We start from the raw sequence: 19,175 nt of genomic DNA on the forward strand, positions 1-19,175 counted from the left end.
GATACGACATGTGGAGAGGAGCCCTGACTCAGGGTGAGCACCAAGCCGACCACCACAGACCTCGAGTGGACCGATCTGGACCAGCGGGCCGTCGATACCGTCCGCGTCCTGGCCATGGATTCCGTACAGAAGGTCGGCAACGGCCACCCCGGTACGGCCATGAGCCTCGCGCCCGCCGCGTACGTCCTGTTCCAGAAGCTGATGCAGCACGACCCGGCCGACCCCGACTGGACCGGCCGTGACCGGTTCGTCCTGTCCGCCGGTCACTCGTCGCTGACCCTCTACATCCAGCTCTACCTGGCCGGTTACGGCCTGGAGCTCGACGACCTCAAGGCCTTCAGGACCTGGGGTTCGAGGACCCCCGGACACCCGGAGTACGGACACACCCCCGGTGTCGAGACGACGACCGGCCCGCTCGGCCAGGGTGTCGCCAACGCGGTGGGCATGGCCATGGCCGCCCGCTACGAGCGCGGTCTGTTCGACCCGGACGCAGCCCCCGGCACCTCCCCGTTCGACCACACCATCTGGGCCATCGCCGGTGACGGCTGCCTCCAGGAGGGCATCTCCTCGGAGGCGTCCTCGCTGGCCGGGCACCAGAAGCTGGGCAACCTGGTGCTGCTGTGGGACGACAACCACATCTCCATCGAGGGCGACACGGAGACGGCCGTCTCCGAGGACACCCTCAAGCGCTACGAGGCGTACGGCTGGCACGTCCAGCGCGTCGACCAGCTGCCGAGCGGCGACCTCGACCCGGCGGGCCTCTACCGGGCCCTCCAGGCCGCCAAGGCCGAGACCGAGCGTCCCTCCTTCATCGCGGCGCGCTCGATCATCGCCTGGCCTGCCCCGCACGCGCAGAACACCGAGGCCGCCCACGGATCGGCGCTCGGCGACGAGGAGGTCGCGGCCACCAAGCGGGTCCTCGGCTTCGACCCGGAGAAGAGCTTCGAGGTCTCCGACGAGGTCATCGCCCACACCCGCGGGGCGCTCGACCGCGGCCGTGAGGCCCGTGGCGAGTGGGAGAAGACCTTCGCCGCATGGCGCACCGCGAATCCGGAGCGCGCCGCGGAGTTCGACCGGATCCGCTCGACCGAGCTGCCCGCCGGCTGGGAGGAGAAGCTCCCCGACTTCGAGACCGGCAAGGGTGTCGCCACCCGCGCGGCCTCCGGCAAGATCCTTCAGGCGCTGGGCGCGGTCGTCCCCGAGCTGTGGGGCGGCTCCGCGGACCTGGCGGGCTCGAACAACACGACGATCGACAAGACGTCGTCGTTCCTGCCCGTGGGCAACCCGCTGCCGGGCGCCGACCCCTACGGCCGCACGATCCACTTCGGTATCCGTGAGCACGCGATGGCCGCGGTCATGAACGGCATCACGCTGCACGGCAACACCCGCGTGTACGGCGGCACCTTCCTGGTGTTCTCCGACTACATGCGCAACGCGGTGCGGCTGTCGGCCCTGATGCACCTGCCGGTCACCTACGTGTGGACGCACGACTCGATCGGTCTCGGCGAGGACGGCCCGACGCACCAGCCGGTCGAACACCTGGCCTCGCTGCGCGCCATCCCCGGTCTGAACGTCGTCCGTCCGGCGGACGCCAACGAGACCGCGATCGCGTGGCGCGAGATCATGCGCCGCTGGACCAAGGAGTTCGGCAAGGGCGCCCCGCACGGTCTGGCACTGACCCGGCAGGGTGTGCCGACCTACGAGCGCAACGAGGATGCCGCCCGCGGCGGTTACGTCCTGTTCGACGCCGAGGGCGGCGAGCCCCAGGTCGTCCTGATCGGTACCGGCTCCGAGGTCCAGCTGGCCGTCGAGGCGCGCGAGCAGCTCCAGGCCGCGGGCATCCCGACCCGGGTGGTCTCGATGCCGTCGGTCGAGTGGTTCGAGGAGCAGGACCAGGCGTACCGGGACTCGGTGCTGCCGCCGGCCGTGCGGGCACGGGTGGCGGTCGAGGCCGGTATCGGACTCACCTGGCACCGCTTCGTCGGCGATGCCGGCCGCATCGTTTCGCTGGAGCACTTCGGCGCTTCGGCGGACGGCAAGGTTCTCTTCCGCGAGTTCGGCTTCACTGCCGACGAGGTCGCCAAGGCCGCGCGGGAATCTCTCGAAGCCGCCGCACGCTGACGCCGGTACACGACAAGTAGGAGATGCAACTCTCATGACAGACGCACTCAAGCGCCTCTCCGACGAAGGCGTCGCGATCTGGCTCGACGACCTGTCACGCAAGCGGATCACGTCCGGCAATCTCGCCGAACTGATCGACCAGCAGCACGTGGTGGGCGTCACCACCAACCCGTCGATCTTCCAGAAGGCGATCTCGCAGGGCGACGGCTACGACCAGCAGCTCACCGACCTCGCGGCCCGCAGGGTGACCGTCGAGGAAGCCCTGCGCATGATCACGACGGCGGACGTCCGTGACGCCGCCGACATCCTGCGTCCGGTCTACGACGCGACGCAGGGCCAGGACGGCCGGGTCTCCATCGAGGTCGACCCGCGCCTGGCGCACAACACCCGGGCCACGGCCGCTGAGGCCAGGCAGCTCGCCTGGCTGGTGGACCGGCCCAACACGCTCATCAAGATCCCGGCCACCAAGGCGGGCCTGCCGGCGATCACCGAGACCATCGGCCGCGGCATCAGCGTCAATGTGACGCTGATCTTCTCGCTGGAGCGCTACCGCGAGGTCATGGACGCGTACATCTCCGGCCTGGAGCAGGCCAAGGAGCGCGGACTCGACCTCTCGAAGATCCATTCGGTGGCGTCGTTCTTCGTGTCCCGGGTGGACACCGAGATCGACAAGCGGCTGGACGCGCTGGGCACCCCGGAGGCCAAGGAGGCGCGCGGCAAGGCGGCTCTGGCCAACGCCCGGCTCGCCTACGAGGCGTTCGAGGAGGTCTTCTCCACCGACCGCTGGGCCGCGCTCGACAAGGCGCAGGCCAACAAGCAGCGTCCGCTGTGGGCCTCGACCGGCGTCAAGGACAAGGCGTACAAGGACACGCTGTACGTCGACGAGCTGGTCGCGCCGGGCACGGTGAACACCATGCCGGAGGCGACCATGGAGGCCGTGGCCGACCACGGCCAGATCACCGGTGACACGGTGCGCGGCACGTACGACGACGCGCGCGCCGCCATCGAGGCTGTCGAGAAACTCGGCATCAAGTACGACGACGTCGTGCAGCTGCTCGAGGACGAGGGCGTCGAGAAGTTCGAGGCGTCCTGGAACGACCTGCTCAAGTCGACCGAGGCCGAACTCAAGCGCCTCGCCCCTTCGGAGGGCTGACCACCTTGTCCGGTACGTACGAAGCCAATCCGCTTCGTGACCCCGCAGACCGACGGCTCCCGCGTATCGCGGGGCCGTCGGGCCTGGTCATTTTCGGTGTCACGGGCGATTTGTCCCGTAAAAAGCTGATGCCCGCCGTCTACGACCTGGCCAATCGGGGACTGCTCCCGCCGGGCTTCTCCCTCGTCGGGTTCGCCCGGCGCGAGTGGCACGACGAGGACTTCGCCCAGGAGGTCCACGACGCCGTCAAGGCACACGCCCGCACCCCCTTCCGTGAGGAGGTCTGGCAGCAGCTCATCCAGGGGATGCGCTTCGTCCAGGGCGACTTCGACGACGACGACGCCTTCGAGCAACTGAAGGCGACCATAGAGGACCTGGACAAGAAGCAGGGCACCGGCGGCAACTTCGCCTTCTATCTGTCCGTCCCGCCGAAGTTCTTCCCCAAGGTCGTCCAGCAGCTCAAGAAGCACGGGCTCGCCGACCAGAAGGAGGGCTCCTGGCGCCGCGCGGTCATCGAGAAGCCGTTCGGCCACGACCTGGTCTCCGCCAAGGAGCTCAACCAGGTGGTGCACGAGGTCTTCCCGGCCAACGAGGTCTTCCGGATCGACCACTACCTCGGCAAGGAGACGGTCCAGAACATCCTGGCCCTGCGCTTCGCCAACACGCTCTTCGAGCCGATCTGGAACCGGTCGTACGTCGACCATGTGCAGATCACCATGGCCGAGGACATCGGCATCGGCGGCCGCGCCGGCTACTACGACGGCATCGGCGCCGCCCGTGACGTCATCCAGAACCACCTCCTCCAACTCCTCGCGCTGACCGCGATGGAGGAGCCCGCCTCCTTCGAGGCGGACGCCCTGGCCGCGGAGAAGACCAAGGTGCTGGGCGCGGTGAAGCTGCCCAAGGACCTCGGTACCGGTACGGTCCGCGGGCAGTACGCGGAGGGCTGGCAGGGCGGCGAGAAGGTCGTCGGCTACCTCCAGGAGGACGGGATCGACTCCAAGTCGAAGACCGACACCTACGCCGCGGTCAAGCTCGAGATCGACAACCGCCGCTGGGCGGGTGTGCCGTTCTATCTGCGGACGGGCAAGCGGCTCGGCCGCCGCGTCACCGAGATCGCCGTCGTCTTCCAGCGCGCCCCGCACTCTCCCTTCGACCACACGGCGACGGAGGAGCTGGGCCAGAACGCCCTGGTCATCCGCGTCCAGCCGGACGAGGGCGTGACCCTGCGGTTCGGCTCGAAGGTGCCGGGCACCTCGATGGAGGTACGGGACGTCTCGATGGACTTCGCCTACGGCGAGTCCTTCACCGAGTCCAGCCCCGAGGCGTACGAACGCCTCCTCCTCGACGTGCTGCTCGGCGACTCCAACCTCTTCCCGCGGGTCGAGGAGGTCGAGCGCTCCTGGATGATCCTCGACCCCGTCACGGAGTACTGGGCCAAGCACGGCAAGCCCGCCCAGTACCCGGCCGGGACCTGGGGGCCGGACGAGGCGGACGAAATGCTCGCACGAGACGGACGGAGCTGGCGTCGGCCATGAAGATCGACCTCACGGACACCACGTCCAGCAAGATCAACAAAGCACTGGTGCAGGCACGCCGGGCGATCGGCACACCGGCCGTCGGCATGGTCCTCACCCTCGTCATCGTCACCGACGAGGAGAACGCCTACGACGCGCTGAAGGCGGCCAGCGAGGCATCGCGCGAGCACCCCTCGCGCAAGCTCGTCGTCATCAAGCGGGTCTCGCGCTCCCCGCGCGACCGGGCGAAGGCACGCCTGGACGCCGAGGTGCGGGTGGGCACCGACGCCGGCACCGGCGAGACGGTGGTCCTGCGGCTGTACGGCGAGGTCATCGACCACGCCCAGTCCGTGGTGCTGCCGCTCCTGCTGCCCGACGCCCCGGTCGTCGTCTGGTGGCCGGTGAACGCGCCGCTCGACCCGGCCAAGGAGCCGCTCGGCGCCCTCGCGCAGCGACGGGTCACGGACTCCTACGCGGCCGAGGAGCCCGTGAAGGAACTCGTGGCGCGCGCCGCCGCCTACACCCCCGGCGACACCGACCTGTCCTGGGCCAGGATCACCCCCTGGCGCTCGATGCTGGCCGCCGCTCTGGACCAGGTGGCCTGCGACGTCACCGCGGTCGAGGTGGAGGGCGAGGAGTTCAACCCGAGCTGCGAGCTGCTCGCCGTGTGGCTGGCGGACCGGCTGAAGGTACCGGTCAAGCGCTCCGGATCGGCGGGCCCCGGGCTCACGGCCGTGCGCATGGAGACCTCGTGCGGTCCGATCGTGCTGGACCGGGCCGACGGCTCACTGGCCACCCTGTCCATCAAGGGTCAGCCGGATCGCGCGGTGGCCCTGAAGCGGCGCGAGACGGCCGAGCTGATCGCGGAGGAGCTCCGTCGGCTGGACCCCGACGAGATCTACGCGTCGGCGCTGCGGTTCGGGGTGCACCGGCTCTCGGACGGCGGGGACACGGCGGCCGAGAAGTCCGAGGCCACCCCGGCGAAGAAGGCTCCCGCAAAGAAGGCGGCAGCGAAGTGAGTGCGCCGCAGCTCGTCGTCCACCGCGACAAGGAGCTGATGGCGCAGGCCGCGGCGGCCCGGCTGATCACGAAGATCGTGGACGCCCAGGCCGCGCGCGGTTCGGCGTCGGTGGTCCTGACGGGCGGTCGCAACGGCAATGCGCTGCTGACCGCCCTCGGGACCTCGCCGGCCCGCGACGCGATCGACTGGGGGCGGCTGGACCTGTGGTGGGGGGACGAGCGGTTCCTCCCCGACGGCGACCCGGAGCGCAATGTCACGCAGGCCCACGCGGCCCTGCTGGACAGGGTTCCCGTGGATCCGGCCCGTGTGCATGCGATGGCTCCTTCGGACGGCGCGTACGGCAGCGACGTGGAGGCCGCGGCCGCCGCGTACGCCACCGCTCTCGCCGCCGCGGCGGGTCCGGAGGACCACGGTCCGGTCCCCCGGTTCGATGTCCTGATGCTGGGCGTCGGTCCCGACACCCATGTCGCCTCGCTCTTCCCGGAGCATCCGGCGGTGCGGGAGACCGAACGCACGGTGGTGGGCGTGCACGGTTCGCCGAAGCCGCCGCCGACCCGCATCACGCTCACACTCCCGGCGATCCGGGCGGCCCGTGAGGTGTGGCTGCTGGCGGCCGGCGAGGACAAGGCGAAGGCAGTGCAGATCGCCCTGTCGGGCGCGGGCGAGGTTCAGGCGCCCGCGGCCGGTGCGTACGGACGCAGCAGGACACTCTGGCTGCTGGACGGGGCTGCGGCCTCGGAACTGCCGCGCGATCTGTACCCGCCGGCGTCGCCCTGACATCGCCCCTGAGGTGACGGACTCCGCGGAGTCCTGTTCCGACCGCCGCCGGCCCCGTTCCTCCGGGCCGGCGGCGGTCGGCGTACGGGGGCGGGTGCGGGGCTCACGATGTACGGCGTACCGGCGGCGGGGCCGTCATACGGGGCCGGTCGCGCCGCCGTCCGGGCCGTCGCCTCCCCGCGCGTCCCCGTCCCGCAGCAGGAACGGTTCCAGCAGCCCCGGGACGGCGTCCGCCGCGAAGCCGAGACCCTCGCTCGCGTCGGCGTCGAGGACCGCGTAGGCGCCCGCTCCGGCGGCCGTCGTCGCGGTGAGGGTCAGCACCCCGGCCCGCCGCTGGAACACGGACTGTTTCACCACCCAGCCGATGACTCCCCCGCGCTGCAGCGCGACCGTCGCCCGCCGGACCGTGCCCGAGCGGGCGACGAGATAGCCGCCGCTGATGCCGTGGCCCAGGCTGCGGTAGGCGTCGAGGGCGAGGAGCACCGCGGCCGGCAGCGCGAGGACCGCGCAGCCCGCCGCGATGTACAGCAGGACATCGGTGAGCCACAGGCCCAGCGCGGTGAGCAGGGCGAGCGGCAGGACCGCGGTCGCGAGTGCCCAGCGCAGTCTGCGGGTTCGTGCCGCACGCGGGTGGGCGGTGAGCGGGGCGTCCGTCGGCGTCCGCGCCTCACGCAGGACCTGACCGGCCACGTCGTCCGCCACCGCCCGGGGCACCGGCGGCAGCAGCACCTTGAGGTCGGCGTGCTTGTCCTGCTCGTCGTGGGCGATGCCGGTGGCGACCGCGTCCACCCGGGCCGCGCCGAACAGGCGTACGCCCAGAGGTTCGACCAGCTCGACCCCGCGCAGCCGGCGCTCCTCCATGGAGATCGAGCGCGCGGTGAACAGTCCGCGCCGCACCCGCAGGGTGCCGCCGGGCTCGCGCTCCAGCCGGTAGTTCCACCACATCTCGATCCACAGACCGAGCGAGCCGACGACGCCGGCGGCGACGGCCGCCAGAAGCAGCACCACGATCATCATCAGGACGGAGGTGTGCGAGAAACGCTCGCCCACCCAGTCGATGACCTCGCCCTGCGCCCCGAACCACTCACTGACCTGCATCACACCGCCGGCCGCCGCGCCGCCGAGCAGCGGGGCGACGAAGGAGACCGGGGCGTAGCGGATCCAGGCCAGGTCGACGGACGCGAGCTGCCCTTCGCGGTGTTCGCCGGGTGCGGCGGTGGCGGTGCGGCCGAGGAGTTCCCGGCGCAGCCGCTCGCCCTCCGCCTTGGTGACGGGGTTGAGCTCCAGCGTCGACTCACCGCCGGTGTGCTCGCCGGTGCCGATGCGCACCTTCACCAGGTCGAGGATCCGCAGCAGGGGGTTGGCCGTCAGGTCGACGCTGCGGATCCGTTCCCGGGCCAGCGAGCGCCGTTTGACCAGCAGTACTCCGGTGCGCAGTTCGGCGCGCTCGGTGCCTATTCGGTAGCGGGTCTTGCGCCAGCGCAGATACTCCGCACCCGCCCCGGCGAGCACCAGCAGGACCCCGCCGAGCAGCAGCAGGGCGATGCCGGTGCCGCTGCGGGCCTCTCCGCGGAGCCAGTCCCCGCCGGAGAGCCCCAGCAGGACGGGCAGGCAGATGCCTCCCGCGACGCCGGACATCACGGCGGCCCTCACCACCAGGGCCCGTTTGTCGAGCCGGCGCCAGTCCTCGCCGGACGCCTGCCCTTCCGCGGTGCTCTCGCCGGACGCCGGTCGGCCCGCCGTCCGTTCGCCGTCGCCGTACGCCGCGCCCGGCAGAGCGGCCTCCCCCGCGGCCGGCTCCTCCGCGGTGCTCACGTCGCGTCCCCGGGTGTCGCCTGGGTGATGTGCGTGAGCTGCTCGGCAAGTTCGGCCGCGACCTCGTGGTCGAGCCCCTCGATCTTGATCGCGCCCTTGGAGGAGGCCGTGGTGACGATGACCGTTGCCAGCCGGAAGGCGCGTTCGAGGGGCCCGCGCAGGGTGTCCACGGTCTGGATCCGGGACATCGGCGCGATCCGCCACTCCTGCCAGAAGGCGCCGCTGCGGACGTAGACCGCCTCGTCCGTGACCTCCCACCGGTGGACCCGGAACCACCAGGACGGGAAGAAGGCGGTGCACAGCAGTCCGAGCACCGCCAGTCCTGCGGCGACGGCCAGCAGCCAGGTCCGGGCGGGCCCGATCAGGGCCCCCAGCACGGCCAGCACCACGACCGGGACGCCCGTCAGCAGCAGCCACTGCACCCGCCACCAGCCGACGACCCGGTCATTGAGCGTGTTGTTCGGCGGCCTCAGCCGAACCGTCGCCTCCCCGGCGGCCATCGGCTCAACGACCGCGCAGTGAGCGGTAGGTGGCCACCAGCGCGGCGGTCGAGCCGTCCAGATCCCCGCCGCCCGTGCCCTCCGTGAGCACCGGCTCGATCCTCTTCGCGAGGACCTTGCCCAGCTCGACGCCCCACTGGTCGAAGGAGTCGATGTTCCAGATCGCTCCCTGGACGAACACCTTGTGCTCGTACAGCGCGATCAGCTGGCCGAGGACCGAGGGGGTGAGCTCGTCGGCGAGGATCGTGGTCGTGGGGCGGTTGCCGGGGAAGGTCTTGTGCGGCACCAGCTCCTCGGGCACGCCCTCCGCCCGCACCTCGTCGGGCGTCTTGCCGAAGGCGAGCGCCTGCGTCTGCGCGAAGAAGTTGGCCATCAGCAGGTCGTGCTGGGCGACGAGGCCGGGCAGCAGGTCGTCGACCGGATTGGCGAAGCCGATGAAGTCCGCCGGGATGAGCTTCGTCCCCTGGTGGATCAACTGGTAGTAGGCGTGCTGTCCGTTGGTGCCGGGCGTGCCCCACACCACCGGACCGGTCTGCCACTCCACCCGGTTGCCCTCGCGGTCCACCGACTTGCCGTTGGACTCCATGTCCAGCTGCTGGAGATAGGCGGTGAACTTGCTCAGATAGTGGGAGTACGGCAGTACCGCGTGCGACTGGGCGTCGAAGAAGTCGCCGTACCAGACCCCCAGCAGGCCGAGCAGCATCGGCGCGTTGGCCTCCGCGGGGGCCGTCCGGAAGTGCTCGTCGACGAGGTGGAACCCGTCGAGCATCTCGCGGAAGCGGTCCGGGCCGATCGCGATCATCAGCGAGAGGCCGATGGCGGAGTCGAACGAGTAGCGCCCGCCGACCCAGTCCCAGAACTCGAACATGTTGGCCGTGTCGATGCCGAAGTCGGAGACCTTCTCGGCGTTGGTCGACAGGGCCACGAAGTGCTTGGCCACGGCCTCCTGACCGGCCTTCAGCTCGGTGAGCAGCCAGTCGCGCGCGGAGGTGGCGTTGGTGATGGTCTCGATCGTGGTGAAGGTCTTGGACGCGATGATGAACAGCGTCTCGGACGCGTCCAGCTCACGGACGGCCTCGTGCAGATCGGCACCGTCGACGTTGGAGACGAAATGGAACGTCAGATCGCGGGCGGTGTAGGCGCGCAGCGCCTCGTACGCCATGGCGGGGCCGAGGTCGGATCCGCCGATGCCGATGTTCACGACGTTCTTGATGCGCTTGCCGGTGTGACCGGTCCACTCGCCCGAACGGATCCGGTCCGCGAACGCGGCCATCGTGTCGAGCACCGCGTGCACGGCCGGCACCACGTTCTCGCCGTCGACCTCGATGACGGCGTCCCGCGGGGCCCGCAGGGCCGTGTGCAGGACGGCGCGGTTCTCGGTGGTGTTGATCTTCTCGCCACGGAACATCGCGTCCCGCAGCCCGGTGACGTCGGTCGCCGCCGCCAGCTCACGCAGCAGCGTCAGCGTCTCGTCCGTCACCAGGTGCTTGGAGTAGTCGAGGTGGAGGTTGCCGACCTGGAGGGTGTACCTGCTGCCGCGCTGCGCGTCGGCCGCGAACAGCTCCCGCAGCTGCGTCCCTCCGAGTTGCTCGCGGTGCTTGCCGAGAGCAGCCCATTCGGGCGTCTTGTTGAGCCTGGTACGGCCGTCTGCGTTCATTCTGGACATCAGCCCACTTCTCTTGTACCTGCCTGCATGCCCCGCTGCCTTTCCAACCTAGTTGATCAGACCGGCCAGCGAGGCGACAGCAGGCACGAACAGCGCCGCCGCGAGCAGTGCCGGAGCGTTGCCTCCCCAGGCGGCCGCCGCCGCGCCGCCGGCGAGGGCGCCGAGCGGAGCGCCGGCGACGCCGAGGGTGCGGAACGCCGAGCTGATCCGGCCGAGCATGTCCGCCGGGCTGCGTTCCTGCACCAGCGTCGCCTGGTTGACGTTCCACACCATGCTCATGACGCCGAAGACCGCCATCGCGGCGACCGTCACCCACAACGCGCGGACCGTCCCGGTGATCAGCAGACAGCCGGCCTGCACGGTCCCGGCGACGAACACGCTGCGGATGCGCCCGACGCGCTCCGCGAGCCGGCGGGCCACCAGCCCGCCCGTCACGCTTCCGGCTCCCACGGCGGTCAGCACCGCCGCGTACGCCCCGCTGCCCGCGTCCAGCCAGCCGGTGACATGGACGACGAGGGTGGCGATGAGCGCGCCCATGCCGATGTTGCAGAGGGTGGTGGCCACGCACAGGCGGCGCAGCGCGGGATCGCTCCACAACCGGCGCAGCCCTTCCCCGATCTCCGCCCGCAGGGTGCTTCCGGCGGGCCTCGGCGCCCGCTCCGGCGCCCGCAGGCGCAGGGAGGCGATCAGGGCCGCGGCCACGAGATAGGTGACGGCATCCGCCGCGTACGGCACGGCCGCGCCGGCGAGGAGGAGCACCGGCACGACGGGCGCGGCCAGAAAGGCCCCGACGATCTGCTGTGCGGTCATCAGCCGGGCGTTGGCCCCGGCGAGCGCGCCCTCGGGGACCAGGGCGGGCAGCAGCGCGGTCGCGGCGTTGTCGAAGAGCGTCTGGAGGGTGGTGAGGGCGAAGGCGAGCGCCAGCAGCAGGGCGATCGATCCGAGTCCCTGCCAGACCGCCAGGGCGAAGGCCGCCATCAGCAGGCCGCGCAGCAGGTCCACGGCCCACATGGCCCGCCGCTGGTCCACGCGGTCGGCGACCGCGCCGCCCAGCAACCCGAAGAGCAGCCAGGGCAGATATCCGCAGGCGGTCACCGAGGCGATCAGCAGCGGATCGTCGGTGAGCGAGGCGGCGAGCAGCGGCATGGCGGCAAGTCGCAGTGCGTCGCCGAACTTGGAGACGACGGCTGCCGCCCACAGCCGTCCGAATCCCCCGCGCCAGGAGACGCTCCGCGCCTCCACCGTCCCGGCCGTCGTCACAACGTCCCCTTCCCGTCCCATGATCCGGGACGCTACGGGGTGCCACTGACAATCGGCCCGGCCGACGAGAGGGGGCGGGAAAAGCAGACCGGCCGGGCACCGTGAGGTGTCCGGCCGGACGCAAGTTCTAGATCTCGCCCCGCAGTTTGGCAAGCGCTTCGGCGAGGATCGCCTCGCCGTCCGCGTCGCTGCGCCGCTCGCGTACATACGCGAGGTGCGTCTTGTACGGCTCGGTCCGCGGCGGGTCCGGCGGGTTGTCCCGGTCCTGACCGGCCGGGAACCCGCAGCGCGGGCAGTCCCAAGTGTCAGGGACCTGTGCGTCGCTGGCGAAGCTCGGCTGCGTCTCGTGCCCGTTCGAGCACCAGAAGGAGATGCGCAGGCGTGGCGCGGACTCGCCACGCTCGGCCTCGCCCATCGGCCCCGCTCCGACCCGGCTTCCCCGGATCGCGTTGCCACTTGCCACGGTCGTAACTCCCTGCGTGATGGTGCTGCACAGCCTCTCACAGCGGCTGCGCCGCGGTGCCCCAGTCTACGTAAGGCCCAACGCTCGTCCAGTGGTGGGAGTTACACCCCAGCCCGGGACGCGGAAGGCGCGGGTCAGCTGTCCAGCTTCATCAGCAGACCAAGTACGACAATGCACGCGAACCACAGCAGACCGACCACCACGGTGATGCGGTCGAGGTTGCGCTCGGCGACCGAGGAGCCGCCCACGGACGACTGCATGCCACCGCCGAACATGTCGGAGAGGCCGCCGCCCTTCCCCTTGTGCATCAGCACGAGCAGCATCAGCAGCAGGCTGAAAGCGATCAGGGCGATCGAGAACCCCATAACCACGGCTGGACCCTACTTCCTGGCAATTCTCTCGGGACATCTACGGACGAGCGGGGGCCCGGGCTCCACAGCCTCAGGCCCCCGCAAGGGTACGACGGATCCGCGCTACCGCATACTCACTGGTCGCGGAACCGGACGATCTTGACGAACTCGTCGGCGTCCAGTGCCGCGCCACCGACCAGAGCGCCGTCCACATCGGGCTGCGCCATGATCGCGGCGACGTTTCCGGACTTCACGGAGCCGCCGTACTGGATGCGCACCTTGTCGGCGAGCTCCTGCGAGTACAGCTCGGCCAGCCGCCCGCGGATCGCCCCGCAGACCTCCTGGGCGTCCTCCGGGGTGGCGACCTCACCGGTGCCGATGGCCCACACGGGCTCGTACGCGATCACGATGGACTCGGCCTGCTCGGCCGGGACGTCCTTCAGACCGCCTTCGAGCTGGTTCAGCGTGTACTGGACCTGCTGGCCGGCCTTGCGGACGTCCAGGCCCTCGCCGATGCAGAGGATCGGGGTCAGACCGTGCCGGAACGCTGCCTTCACCTTGGCGTTGCAGATCTCGTCCGTCTCGGCGTGGTACTGCCGGCGCTCGGAGTGGCCCACCGCGACATAGGTGCACTTCAGCTTGGCCAGCATCAGGCCCGAGATCTCGCCGGTGTACGCGCCGGAGTCGTGCGCCGAGAGGTCCTGGGCGCCGTACTTGATCTTCAGCTTGTCGCCGTCGATCAGGGTCTGGACGGACCGCAGGTCGGTGAAGGGCGGCAGGACCGACACCTCCACGGCGTCGTAGTCCTTGTCGGACAGCGCGAAGGCGAGCTTCTGGACGTGGGCGATGGCCTCGAGGTGGTTGAGGTTCATCTTCCAGTTGCCCGCCATCAGCGGGGTACGGGTGGTCATGAGTGAGTCAGTCCTCCAGTGCGGCGAGGCCGGGAAGCGTCTTGCCCTCGAGGTACTCGAGGCTTGCGCCGCCACCGGTCGAGATGTGGCCGAATGCCTTCTCGTCGAAGCCCAGGATCCGCACGGCCGCGGCGGAGTCCCCGCCGCCGACCACGCTGAAGGCCGGGGACTCGACGAGCGCCTGGGCGACGGCCTTGGTGCCCTCGGCGTAGTCGGGGTGCTCGAAGACGCCCATCGGACCGTTCCAGAAAACGGTGGCCGCGTCGGCGAGCTTCGATGCGTAAAGCTTGCGGGTCTCGGGACCGATGTCCAGACCCTCCTCGTCGGCCGGGATCGCGTCCGCGGCGACGACGGTGGGATGGGCCGGGGCCTTGGTCTTGAGGTCCGGGAATTCCGGGGCGACCAGGACGTCGACGGGGAGCACGAACTCCACGCCCTTCGCCTCGGCGCGCGTCAGGTACTCCTTGACCGCCGGGATCTGGTCCTCCTGGAGCAGCGAGATACCGACCTCGTGGCCCTGGGCCTTGAGGAAGGTGTACGCCATGCCGCCGCCGATCAGGATGCGGTCGGCCTTCTCCAGCAGATGGTCGATCACACCGAGCTTGTCGGAGACCTTGGCTCCGCCGAGCACGACGACGTACGGGCGTGCCACGTCCTCCGTGAGCTTCTTGAGGACGCCGACCTCGGTGGCGATCAGCTGGCCGGCCGCGTGCGGCAGGCGGGCCGGCAGGTCGTACACGGAGGCGTGCTTGCGGTGCACGGCGCCGAAGCCGTCGCCGACGTACACATCGGCCAGGGCGGCGAGCTCGTCGGCGAAGGCGCCGCGCTCGGCGTCGTCCTTGCTCGTCTCACCGGGGTTGAAGCGGAGGTTCTCGATCACCGCGACCTGGCCGTCCGCCAGGCCGGCGACGACGGAGCGGGCCGACTCGCCGACGGTGTCGGTCGCGAAGGCGACGTCGGTGCCGAGCAGTTCACCGAGCCGGGCGGCCGCGGGGGCCAGCGAGAAGGCCGGGTCCGGGGCGCCCTTGGGGCGGCCGAGGTGGGAGGCGACGACGACGCGGGCGCCGGCCTCGGCGAGCTTGGCGACGGTCGGCTGGACGGCCCGGATACGGCCGTCGTCGGTGATGGTGGTGCCGTCGAGCGGCACGTTCAGGTCGGCGCGGACGAAAACGCGCTGACCCGCGACCCCTTCTGCAAGAAGCTGGTCGATCGTCTTCATGGTCAGAACTCCTGGGACGGCGGGACGTGCGACAGGGCTCGAACCGCGCCACACTGCGCGTGCCCGAGCCCTGTCGCTCACATCGGGGTGCTCTCGGTGCCGGTCGGAGCTGTCAGAGCCGGCCGCCGACGAAGACCGTGAGGTCCACGAGGCGGTTGGAGTAGCCCCACTCGTTGTCGTACCAGCCGAGGATCTTCACCGTGTTGCCCTCCTGGACCATGGTCAGGGAGGAGTCGAAGGTGCAGGAGGCCGGGTCGCCGACGATGTCCGAGGAGACGATCGGGTCCTCGGTGTAGGTCAGGAAGCCCTTGAGGTCGCCGTCGTCGGACGCCTTCTTGAACGCGGCGTTGACCTCGTCCTTGGTGACCTCGCGCTGCAGCGTCACGACCAGGTCGGTGGCCGAACCGGTCGGGACCGGCACGCGCATCGCGATGCCGTCGAGCTTGCCCTTGAGCTGCGGGAGGACCAGAGCGGTGGCCTTCGCGGCACCCGTCGTGGTCGGAATGATGTTCTCGGCCGCGGCGCGGGCGCGACGCAGGTCCGAGTGCGGGAAGTCCAGGATGCGCTGGTCGTTGGTGTACGCGTGGACCGTGGTCATCAGGCCCTTGACGATGCCGAAGTTCTCGTCGAGAACCTTGGCCATCGGCGCCACACAGTTGGTGGTGCAGGAGGCGTTGGAGATGACGTGGTGCTTGTCCGCGTCGTACTTGTCCTGGTTGACGCCCATCACGATGGTGATGTCCTCGTCCTTGGCCGGAGCCGAGATGAGGACCTTCTTGGCGCCGCCCGCGATGTGCTTCGCGGCGTCCGCCTTCTTCGTGAAGATGCCGGTCGACTCGACGACGATGTCGACGCCCAGCTCGCCCCACGGGATGTCGGCGGGGTTGCGCTCGGAGAGCACCTTGATCGTGTGGCCGTCGACCGTGATGGTGTCGGCGGTGTGGGTCACCTCGGCCTTGAGGCGGCCCAGGATCGTGTCGTACTTCAGCAAGTGGGCCGTGGTCGCAGTGTCACCCAGGTCGTTGACAGCCACGATCTCGATGTCTGCACCCTGCTCCAGCAGCGCGCGGAAGTAGTTACGACCGATGCGGCCAAAGCCGTTGATGCCTACGCGGATCGTCACGAACCGATCTCCTCGTTAGGTACGCCGGTTTTCGACGCCGGCGAGTTGTATGGGATGTCCCCGACCGCCTCCGACCCTACCTCTCCGGAAGCCACGGAGTGACATCGGAACGGCCCCTGTGTGGCGGTGGCGGCCCGTACCCCTCAGTAGGGTGCACGGGCCGCCGGAACCGCGGTGGGAGCCGCGGTCTCCGTCACCCGGGGTCAGCGCCCGAGTGCGCCGAGAGCACGGCCGACGATCTTCTTGCGGTCGGTCGCGCCGGGGACGTGCTCCAGGCCGAATCCGATCAGCACGGTGTCCCGCGTGGTGACCGCAGCCGCCGACGGGAACAGGTCCTGGCTGCGTTCCCAGGTCCCGCGCAGCGCCGGGCTGCCGTCGGGCGCCGGACCCGTCGTCCACGGCCCGAGCGAGGTCTCGAATCCCTCGGCGCCCTGTCCGGCGGCGGTGACCAGCCTGGTGTCGTCCACGAAGATGCCGCGGCCGCCGTCACTGGGGTCGGTGATGTACGAGACGGAGACCTCGATCTGCTTGCCCGCGTAGGCGCTCAGATCGAACGAGGCGGCCTTCCAGCCGTCGGAGGCACCGGTGAACGAGTGCCAGGCGCCGCTGGTGCCGGTCGCCGTGCAGCCGCCGGATCCCACGGTGAGGTAATGCCGCAGGAACGGGTGCTGGTTGACGTAGAACCCCTGGTCGCACTGGGTCGGCACGGTCGTCCGTGTACCGCCGTTACTGTCCGGCAGGGTGGTCCAGTCGTCCTGGCCGACGGTGTGGACCTCGACGACGGCGTTGTCGTAACCGGGTTCGGTGTTGAAGCTGATCCGCAGGTTCAGCGCCGGCCGGTCGGCGGCGGTGGTGCCGGTCAGATCGACCGCCTGCGACAGCCGCATCCAGGAGGAGTTGCGGTGGCTCGCCGCCGCGTACCACTGTCCGTCGTACGGCGAGAACGGCATCTTCACGCCCGGGTAGTCGCCCGCGGCCGCGCTGCGGAACTGCGGGAACTGCGCGGGCGGCAGGCTGTCCGAGGTGATCGTGTACGCACCCGCCGCGTCCAGCGGGTTGCCGGGTGCGTCGCCGAGCGCGCCCGCGGCGCCGGAGAGGCGTCCGGTGCCGAGGAAGTCCGCCGCCCCGGCGAGCGAGGCGCGTCCCGACGCACCGAGGTAGTACTGCGCGAAGTCGTCGCTGAGCGCCCCGCCGAGGTCGGCGTTGCCGCCGGCCCGTTCACCGGTGGTGATGAGCTTGCCACCCTCGTTGACGAAGTCGCGTACGGCCTGGGTGGTGGGCCAGGAAGGTGCGGCGGCTCCGGTGTACCAGAGGGCCGTGTCGAAGTGGCCGAGCACGCCGAGCCGGTGCGGCACGCCCTGGGTGGCGACGTCCCAGACCGCGCTGCGCTCGCCGTTGTCGGCGAGTGCCTTGGTGTACGCGGCCGTGTTCTTCGCGGCGGCGGTGCCGCCCTCCTCGGCGATCACGAGCGTGTCGCCGCGCGGCCGCCCGGCGATCGTGTACGTGAAGTGCTCGCTCGCGGTGGGCTTTCCGGCCCGGGTCTCGCCGGTGAACCAGACCTCGACCGTGTCGCCGACGTCGCCGTCCTTGACCTTGGCGCGGTACTCGTCGAAGAGGATGTTGTCCTCACCGCCGTAGGTCTCGCCGCCCTTCCAGGGCTTCAGCGCCTGGTCGTGGACCCGCCCGCCGTTGACGCGGTAGCGGAGCTCCTTGTCGCGCACCGACTTGCGGGCCACGACGGAGACCTCCTGGTCGCCGCCGCGCGCGTAGGAGACCGTGAAGGGGTCGGGGGTGAAGTCCGCGGCCTTCAGGCCCAGCGAGGAGGACGGCTGGTCCGGGTGCAGGGACGTCTCGGCGACGGAGAGCGCGAACGGGACGTTCTTGGCGAACTCCTGCTGGATCAGCTTCTCGTCGTCGGGGAAGGTGAAGACGGAGGCGCAGTCGGCCGCGTTCCAGGGGTCCTGGGGATCGATCCTGGAGACGGTGGCACAGGTCGACATCTCCGGGGTGTACATCATCATCCCGTTGACGTTGGCCGCGTGCCCGTCGGCCTCACCGTTGGTGGTGTAGAGCTCGGAGGAGACCTGCGGACGGTAGCCGGGGATCGCCGAGTTCTCGGGGGTGCCGGCGAGCGACCGGTAGAGGACGTCGTCCGGCGTCGGTGTGGCGACCTGCCAGCCCACTCCGTACAGCAGCAGTTCGGCCGCGGAGTGGTAGTTGATGCCGTAGGAGAAGCCGATGCGCTTCTGGAAGCGGTCGATGGCCTTGGTCTCCGGCTCGGAGGCCGGGCCGGTGCCCCGGAAGGTCTCGTCGAACGGGTCGGGGGACGAACCCTCGTTGTCGTAGCCCCACTTGTAGGTGAAGTTCCGGTTGAGGTCGACGCCGTCGCCCGTGTTGACCGCGCCGTCACCGTTGTTGTCGCGGAGGTTCTTGCGCCACTGCCGCTGCTGGGTGCCGGTGAACGAGTAGTCGTACCCGTCGGGATTGGCGGACAGCACGAACCACAGCTCGCTGCTGTTCACGATCTTGGTGACGCGGGGGTCCTTGCCGTAGTTGGCGAGGTAGTAGTGCATCAGCCGCCGGGTCATCTCCGGAGTGATCCACTCACGCGCGTGCTGGTTGGACATGTACAGCGTCGCGGGCTTGGAGCCGTCCGCCGACTTCGCCGCGCCCTTGCTGAGCTTGAGCGCGAGGATGTCCTGGCCCTTGACCGTCTTGCCGATGCTGATGACCTTGGTGAGGCCGGGGTTGGCCTGCGCGGTGGCGAGGATCTCGCGCTGGAGGCCCTTCTCGCCGCTGTACGGACGGAAGACGCCGTCGCCGGCGGCGGCGACCCGGTTCCTCGCCGCCGGGGAGACGGTGTGCTCGGTGATGCCGACGCCCTGCTCGCGCAGTTCACCGGCCTGACGTTTCGTGAGGTAGAGCTCGACGGTCGCCGTGCCCTTGTCGGGCACCTGTTCCGTCAGTTCGTGCCCGTCGGCGCCCGCCGCGAGGATCAGGGGCACCTGGGCCTTGGTGACTTTCGCGTGCCACACGGACAGCCCGTCGCCGTTCCCTCCGCCGGGTTCGGCGCGGGCGATCGGAGCCGCCGCAAGTGTTGCGGTCAGCAGTGAAGCCGCGGCGAGGATCGATCTCGCTCTGCGTCTCATAAGCCCCCCTTGCTGGTGTCTGCCAGGAAAGTGAACAGACGCCAGACTCATCACACCCCATGGCCATGTCAAGAAGGCCGGGCCGGGCACACGAGTGAACAACAGACGCTGCCGGTGCCTGGGGGCACCG

Annotated in this window: 15 protein-coding genes; 5 read left to right on the forward strand and 10 right to left on the reverse strand. The window is 70.2% G+C overall.

Annotated elements, in window-relative coordinates; all coding sequences use genetic code 11:
• Window positions 1-33: 33 nt before the first annotated feature.
• Genes tkt through pgl form a run of 5 tightly spaced genes read left to right on the forward strand, consistent with a single transcriptional unit; the run spans window position 34 to window position 6,589 of the window.
• On the forward strand, window positions 34-2,121 hold the full coding sequence (gene tkt / locus OHA05_RS08255; protein WP_328860181.1) for a transketolase: 2,088 nt from the start codon (window positions 34-36) through the stop codon (window positions 2,119-2,121).
• A gap of 34 nt (window positions 2,122-2,155) precedes the next feature.
• Complete coding sequence (gene tal, locus OHA05_RS08260; RefSeq protein ID WP_328860182.1) at window positions 2,156-3,274, forward strand: transaldolase; 1,119 nt, start codon at window positions 2,156-2,158, stop codon at window positions 3,272-3,274.
• 5 nt (window positions 3,275-3,279) lie between these two features.
• Complete coding sequence (gene zwf / locus OHA05_RS08265; RefSeq protein WP_313947022.1) at window positions 3,280-4,812, forward strand: glucose-6-phosphate dehydrogenase; 1,533 nt, start codon at window positions 3,280-3,282, stop codon at window positions 4,810-4,812.
• A complete protein-coding gene (opcA, locus tag OHA05_RS08270) occupies window positions 4,809-5,810 on the forward strand; it encodes a glucose-6-phosphate dehydrogenase assembly protein OpcA (RefSeq protein WP_313947021.1) in 1,002 nt (333 codons plus the stop codon). The genes zwf and opcA overlap by 4 nt, the downstream gene beginning before the upstream one ends.
• On the forward strand, window positions 5,807-6,589 hold the full coding sequence (pgl, locus tag OHA05_RS08275) for a 6-phosphogluconolactonase (RefSeq protein ID WP_313947020.1): 783 nt from the start codon (window positions 5,807-5,809) through the stop codon (window positions 6,587-6,589). The genes opcA and pgl overlap by 4 nt, the downstream gene beginning before the upstream one ends.
• A 135-nt stretch (window positions 6,590-6,724) precedes the next feature.
• Here pgl and OHA05_RS08280 read toward each other — a convergent pair whose 3' ends face one another.
• The 10 genes from OHA05_RS08280 to OHA05_RS08325 form a co-directional block, all read right to left on the reverse strand.
• Window positions 6,725-8,227: a PH domain-containing protein gene (locus tag OHA05_RS08280; protein ID WP_443043830.1), complete on the reverse strand. Its 1,503-nt coding sequence runs from the start codon at window positions 8,225-8,227 to the stop codon at window positions 6,725-6,727.
• A 173-nt stretch (window positions 8,228-8,400) separates the two neighbouring features.
• Window positions 8,401-8,904: a PH domain-containing protein gene (locus OHA05_RS08285; protein ID WP_328860183.1), complete on the reverse strand. Its 504-nt coding sequence runs from the start codon at window positions 8,902-8,904 to the stop codon at window positions 8,401-8,403.
• A gap of 4 nt (window positions 8,905-8,908) precedes the next feature.
• Window positions 8,909-10,561 (reverse strand): glucose-6-phosphate isomerase, encoded by a 1,653-nt coding sequence (gene pgi / locus OHA05_RS08290; RefSeq protein ID WP_328863353.1) that lies wholly within the window; start codon window positions 10,559-10,561, stop codon window positions 8,909-8,911.
• A gap of 57 nt (window positions 10,562-10,618) precedes the next feature.
• On the reverse strand, window positions 10,619-11,830 hold the full coding sequence (locus OHA05_RS08295; protein ID WP_328860184.1) for an MFS transporter: 1,212 nt from the start codon (window positions 11,828-11,830) through the stop codon (window positions 10,619-10,621).
• A 127-nt stretch (window positions 11,831-11,957) separates the two neighbouring features.
• Window positions 11,958-12,293 (reverse strand): RNA polymerase-binding protein RbpA, encoded by a 336-nt coding sequence (locus OHA05_RS08300; protein ID WP_003957010.1) that lies wholly within the window; start codon window positions 12,291-12,293, stop codon window positions 11,958-11,960.
• Between the two features lie 134 nt (window positions 12,294-12,427).
• Entirely contained in the window at window positions 12,428-12,658 is a 231-nt protein-coding gene (gene secG, locus OHA05_RS08305) for a preprotein translocase subunit SecG (protein ID WP_313949056.1), read from the reverse strand.
• A 119-nt stretch (window positions 12,659-12,777) separates the two neighbouring features.
• Window positions 12,778-13,554: a triose-phosphate isomerase gene (gene tpiA, locus OHA05_RS08310; protein WP_328860185.1), complete on the reverse strand. Its 777-nt coding sequence runs from the start codon at window positions 13,552-13,554 to the stop codon at window positions 12,778-12,780.
• A gap of 7 nt (window positions 13,555-13,561) precedes the next feature.
• The gene (locus OHA05_RS08315; RefSeq protein WP_313947016.1) at window positions 13,562-14,773 is read right to left on the reverse strand and encodes a phosphoglycerate kinase; all 1,212 of its coding nucleotides are present in this window, start codon (window positions 14,771-14,773) and stop codon (window positions 13,562-13,564) included.
• Between the two features lie 112 nt (window positions 14,774-14,885).
• Window positions 14,886-15,896: a type I glyceraldehyde-3-phosphate dehydrogenase gene (gene gap, locus OHA05_RS08320; protein WP_313947015.1), complete on the reverse strand. Its 1,011-nt coding sequence runs from the start codon at window positions 15,894-15,896 to the stop codon at window positions 14,886-14,888.
• A gap of 203 nt (window positions 15,897-16,099) precedes the next feature.
• Window positions 16,100-19,045, reverse strand: a complete 2,946-nt coding sequence (locus tag OHA05_RS08325; RefSeq protein WP_328860186.1) for a M14 family metallopeptidase — start codon at window positions 19,043-19,045, stop codon at window positions 16,100-16,102.
• Window positions 19,046-19,175 lie beyond the last annotated feature (130 nt).

Origin of the sequence: Streptomyces sp. NBC_00306 (assembly GCF_036169555.1) — a bacterium.
Taxonomy (GTDB): Bacteria; Actinomycetota; Actinomycetes; order Streptomycetales; family Streptomycetaceae; genus Streptomyces; species Streptomyces achmelvichensis.

Bases quoted from the DNA above. Each gene is read 5' to 3' on its own strand.
- pgi (WP_328863353.1), bottom strand. From the start codon at position 10,561: ATGAACGCAGACGGCCGTACCAGGCTCAACAAGACGCCCGAATGGGCT.
- OHA05_RS08285 (WP_328860183.1), bottom strand. From the start codon at position 8,904: ATGGCCGCCGGGGAGGCGACGGTTCGGCTGAGGCCGCCGAACAACACG.
- OHA05_RS08280 (WP_443043830.1), bottom strand. From the start codon at position 8,227: ATGTCCGGCGTCGCGGGAGGCATCTGCCTGCCCGTCCTGCTGGGGCTC.
- OHA05_RS08325 (WP_328860186.1), bottom strand. From the start codon at position 19,045: ATGAGACGCAGAGCGAGATCGATCCTCGCCGCGGCTTCACTGCTGACC.
- tpiA (WP_328860185.1), bottom strand. From the start codon at position 13,554: ATGACCACCCGTACCCCGCTGATGGCGGGCAACTGGAAGATGAACCTC.
- OHA05_RS08315 (WP_313947016.1), bottom strand. From the start codon at position 14,773: ATGAAGACGATCGACCAGCTTCTTGCAGAAGGGGTCGCGGGTCAGCGC.
- opcA (WP_313947021.1), top strand. From the start codon at position 4,809: ATGAAGATCGACCTCACGGACACCACGTCCAGCAAGATCAACAAAGCA.
- tal (WP_328860182.1), top strand. From the start codon at position 2,156: ATGACAGACGCACTCAAGCGCCTCTCCGACGAAGGCGTCGCGATCTGG.
- secG (WP_313949056.1), bottom strand. From the start codon at position 12,658: ATGGGGTTCTCGATCGCCCTGATCGCTTTCAGCCTGCTGCTGATGCTG.